General features: G+C 58.8%; 2 protein-coding genes. Both read right to left on the reverse strand.

The window, feature by feature from the left end:
- Positions 1–791: 791 nt before the first annotated feature.
- On the reverse strand, positions 792–2,906 hold the full coding sequence (locus QZ292_RS09440) for a thioredoxin family protein (RefSeq protein WP_294600932.1): 2,115 nt from the start codon (positions 2,904–2,906) through the stop codon (positions 792–794).
- A gap of 351 nt (positions 2,907–3,257) precedes the next feature.
- A complete protein-coding gene (locus QZ292_RS09445; protein WP_294600935.1) occupies positions 3,258–4,922 on the reverse strand; it encodes a glutamine--tRNA ligase/YqeY domain fusion protein in 1,665 nt (554 codons plus the stop codon).
- Between the last annotated feature and the right edge of the window lie 114 nt (positions 4,923–5,036).

A 5,036-nucleotide genomic window follows, 5' to 3' on the forward strand; every position in this document is an offset into this window, starting at 1 on the left:
AAGTACCGGTCAAGGGTTGATCCAGGTCTGTCGCCCGCGTAAAGTCAGACCAAGTGCCGTTCCGTCCTCTGTCCGCGCGCTGACGGAAATCTTATCCAAACGCGAAGTGCGCGTTTGGATGATTTCCTATTTCAGCGATCGCGCGCGGGTGAGCTTTGTTCGCATTTCTCCGCGCGCCTTGGGGAAATCTTGTTCAAACACGACTACGTGCTTGAACGATTTCCCTCCTAAGGCGTGGCGCGCGGTGCTCACTTTGTCGCGCGCCTTGGGCGATTCATTCTGTTTTGGCTCATCGCCGAAACAGTGGAATCGCATCTTTAAGCGTGGCACACGAGTAGTTAGAACATAATAACGGCCGCGCGCCACGACGCGAACGCGTCGGCCAAGCGGGCCCCACGTCCCGTGGACGGGAAATGCTGACGCATTTCCACTTTTCAGTTCAGCCCAGTTTTTCGTGTCGTTCTCTCTCCGCGCGCCTTACGCGATTCATTCTGTTTCGGCTCGTCGCCGAAACAGTTGAATCGCTTCTTAAGGCGTCGGCGCGGTGCCGCTCGGCACACGAAGGCCGGCCGTGTCTACCCCAATTTCCGTCGCCCGCGGCAATTCTTGCCGAATTGGCTCACCGCCAATCGGCAGAATATGCCCTCTATAGCGGGGCGGGCGACTTGTCAACAGGAGGGTACTGCGCTCGGGCCGCGCGGGCCCCACGTCCCGTGGACGGGAAATGCTTGCGCATTTCCACCGTTCAGCTCAGCCCAATTTTCGAACCGTTCTTTGTTCGTGTCTTGCGGCTACTGCGCGTTCTGGCGGTAGGCTTGCAGGCCGGATTCCAAAAAGTTGATGAAGCCGTTTACATTCAAATCGTATGACCGAGGGGTCACCAACGGCTTCCCGTCGTTGTTCAGCAGCACGTAGTAGGGCTGGGCGTTGATCCCGAAGCGTTCGATCTGGAAGGCGGCGTTGATCTTCCCTAAGGTCTTCCGCACTTTCCCGTCGGGGGTGGTCACCCAGTCGCTCTCAGGAAGCTGCTTCTTGTCGTCCACATACAGGGCGATGATCACATAGTTGTCGCGCAGCAGCTTCTGCACGGTCGGGTCGCTCCATACGTTGGCCTCCATCTCGCGGCAGTTCACGCAGCCGTGGCCGGTGAAGTCGAGAAAAACGGGTTTACCCACCGCACGGGCGTACTCCATCCCCTGTTCGTAGTCGAAGAATCCCTCCAAACCGTGCGGCAGATGTAGGAAATCGCTGTATTTCGGCGCGCCGCCTTCGATTTTCGAACGGTCGAGGGTCGATACGGTACCGGCGGCCGCTGTCGAACCGCCGTTATGGGCGGCCAGATTGAAGTCCATTGTGGAGAGGGGCGGCAGGTAGCCGCTGAGCGCCTTGAGCGGCGCGCCGAACATCCCGGGGATCAGGTAGACGACGAAGGCGAAGGTGATGATGGAGAGGAACAACCGTTTGACGCTCACGTATTTGACTTCGCTGTCGTGGGCGAACTTCAGCTTGCCGAGCAGGTAGAGGCCCAGCAGGAAGAAGATCACGACCCAGAGGGCGATGTAGACTTCACGGTTGAGCAGCCCCCAGTGGTAGGTCTGGTCGGCGACGCTCAGGAACTTGAGACCGAGGGCCAGTTCGATAAAACCGAGGACGACCTTCACCGAATTGAGCCATCCGCCCGATTTGGGCAGGTTCTTGAGCAGCGAGGGGAAGAAGGCGAAGATGGTGAAGGGGAGTGCAAACGCTGCCGAGAAGGCGAGCATGGTGAAGATGGGTTCCCAGATCGCGCCCTGGGTCGACTTCACGAGCACGGTTCCCACGATCGGCCCGGTGCAGGAGAAGGAGACGAGCACGAGGGTCAGGGCCATGAAAAAGACGCCCACGAGGCCCCCTTTGTCTGCCTTGGAGTCGCTCCGGTTGACGAGTTTCGAGGGCATGGTGATCTCGAAGGCGCCGAAGAACGAGGCGGCGAAGATCATGAAGATCAGGAAGAAAAGAATGTTCGGCAGCCAATGTGTGGCCAGCCAGTTGAAGATGTCGGCGGTTACGGAGTCTCCACCCACGAAGTAGGTGATGAGGATGATGGCGGCGATCGGAAGGGTGTAGAGGGCGACGATCGAAATACCGTAAAAGGTGGCCATAAACCTCCCTTTGGCTTTGTTGTCGCTGCCTTTCAGGAAGAAGCTGACGGTCATCGGAACCATCGGGAAGACGCAGGGGGTCAGCAAGGCGGCGAAACCCCACAGGATGGCTTCGATGATGATGGTCCAGAAGTTCTTGCTCTCGTTCCGTTCGAGCCCTTTGAAGGAGGTCTCGCCGGAAACGGCTGCGGTGTCGGCGGTCGCCTCAGGGGTCACGAAGATGGCTTCGTCGCGCACCATCTTCCCGTCAGGATCGGGGGCGGCGGGCTGATCGGTCGCTTCGGCCGGTGCAGCTTCGTCTGCCGTCGGGGTCAGGGTCAGGGTGAAGTCTTTGTCGGTGGGGGGCAGGCAGCTCTCGTCGTCGCAGGCTTGCCACTCGACGTTTCCTTTGATGGTGACGGGCTGTCCGGCGGCGATGAGCTGGGGGGAGAACTTAAAGCGTTGCACGAATTTCGCGGAACGGGCGAAGTAGCCGATCTCCATGCCGAAAATGTCGTCGTGCACGCGGGTCGGGGCTGGGCTCTGCTGGATCCCGCCGTCGAGCGAGACGCCTGCGGGCAGGGTGAAGGTAAAGGTGGTGGCGTTCGGGCCGCCTTCATACGGCCCGATGTCGTACAGGTGCCACGGCTGGTCGATGGTGGCGGTCATCTCGGCCTGTCGGCCGGTGGCGGTGAAACGCCAGCTCACGGGCTGTTCGATCTGGGCGTGGGCTCCCGTCCCGAAAATCCCGAGGAGCAGAGTGGCAAGGGCAATTCTGAATCTCATAAAACGATGTTAGGTTCTGGTAAATATGTCGTGTGCGATTTCTGTGGCTCTTTGTTACAGGAGGGTACTGTTCTTTCTGTGAACAGAAAGAACCAAAGAAACTTTAGAGGATGCTTCGCATCCTAAAGCTGCCGGCGGCCCAACTCTCGGACTCTTCTTTGGGCCGGGAGTTGTAGCGCGCTATAAGGTTGAGCTCGTATTAAGCGCGCTACAACCCCGACCCAAAAGTAATCACGAAGATTGAGGACTGCGGAGCGTAAGGCGTAGCTAACTAAAAGTTTTTGGTGCCGCTTTTTCCAAAAAGCGGCAGTTCTATCCGGCACAAAGAATGTCAGACAAATAACCGTACAGTTATTTCGCGGCGATCTTGGCCCAGGAGTCCTTGAGGCTCACCGTTCGGTTGAAAACCGGGGAGCCCGGTTGCGAGTCGCTGTCGGCGCAAAAGTAACCGAGGCGCTCGAACTGGAACTTGTCGCCCGGGGCGGCATCTGCCAGTGACGGCTCGCAGTAGGCCTGCACGGTCTTCAGGGAGTCCGGGTTGAGGTTGTCGAGGAACGATCCGCCCTCCTGCACCTCGTCCGGGCTCTCGACGGCAAACAGGCGGTCGAAGAGCCGCACCTCGGCCGGTACGGCATGCGCGGCCGATACCCAGTGGATAATCCCTTTGACTTTCCGCCCGTCGGACGAGCCGCCGCCCAGAGACAAGGGGTCGTAGGTACAGCGCAATTCCGTGATTTCGCCTGTGGCCGGGTCTTTTACCACCTCGTCGCACCGGATGAGGTAGCCGTACCGAAGCCGCACTTCGCCGCCGGGTCTGAGACGGAAGAACTTCTTCGGCGGTTCTTCCATGAAGTCGTCGCGTTCGATGTAGACTTCCCGACCGAACGGCACGCAACGCCGGCCGGCCGATTCGTCTTCGGGATTGTTGACGCATTCGATCTGCTCGACCTGTCCCTCGGGATAGTTGGTGATCACGACTTTCAGGGGGTTGAGCACGGCCATCCGCCGCAGGGCGGTCTTGTTCAGGTCTTCGCGCACGCACCACTCCAGCAGGCCCAGGTCGATGACGTTGTCTCGCTTGGCCACCCCCACCTTTTCGGCGAACATCCGGATGGATTCCGGCGTATATCCGCGCCGCCGCAGGCCGCAGATGGTGGGCATCCGGGGGTCGTCCCAGCCGGAAACGTACCCCTCTTTGACGAGCTGAAGCAGCTTGCGCTTGCTCATCACGGTGTTGGTCAGGTTGAGCCGCGCGAATTCGTACTGGTGGCTGGGGAAAATTCCCAGTTGTTCGATGAACCAGTCGTACAGCGGCCGGTGGACGTCGAATTCCAGCGTACAGATGGAGTGGGTGATGCGTTCGATGGAGTCGCTCTCGCCGTGGGCGTAGTCGTACATCGGGTAGATGCACCATTTGTCGCCTGTCCGGTGGTGATGGGCGTGGATGATGCGGTACATGAGCGGGTCGCGCAGGAGCATGTTCGGATGGGCCATGTCGATCTTGGCCCGCAAAACTTTCTCGCCGTCCTTGTACTTCCCGTCGCGCATCTCGGCGAACAGCCGGAGATTCTCCTCGACGCTACGATTCCGGTAAGGGCTGTCGACGCCGGGCTGGGTCACGGTTCCGCGACCCAGCCGGATCTCTTCCTGGGTCTGGTCGTCGACGTAGGCCAAGCCTTTCTTGATCAGCTCGACGGCCCAGTCGTAAAGCTGCTCGAAATAGTCCGATGCGTAGTGCTCTTCGGCCCACTCGAACCCGAGCCACCGGATGTCTTCCTTGATGGAGTCGACGTACTCGACGTCTTCTTTCACGGGGTTGGTGTCGTCGAACCGAAGGTTGCACTTCCCGCCGTACTTCTTGGCCATCCCGAAGTTCAAACAAATGGACTTGGCATGACCGATGTGCAGGTAGCCGTTGGGCTCGGGGGGAAAACGGGTGTGGACGCGGGGCTCGCCGGCGGCGATCGACTGCTCGATGATCTCTTCTATGAAGTTCAACTTCTCGGTACTTTCCATAGGACTGTGCACTTTGTTCTATCTTACAAAGATATTGTTTTTGTATGTATGACCGGATGGAACTGTTCTTTTTGTGAACAAAAAGAACCAAAAAAACTTTAGAGGATGCTTGCG

The organism is uncultured Rikenella sp. (assembly GCF_910577125.1).
In the GTDB taxonomy this organism is placed as follows: domain Bacteria; phylum Bacteroidota; class Bacteroidia; order Bacteroidales; family Rikenellaceae; genus Rikenella.

What these genes read in the sequence shown, in the direction of transcription:
- QZ292_RS09440 (WP_294600932.1), bottom strand. Translation starts at nt 2,906, where the DNA reads ATGAGATTCAGAATTGCCCTTGCCACTCTGCTCCTCGGGATTTTCGGG.
- QZ292_RS09445 (WP_294600935.1), bottom strand. Translation starts at nt 4,922, where the DNA reads ATGGAAAGTACCGAGAAGTTGAACTTCATAGAAGAGATCATCGAGCAG.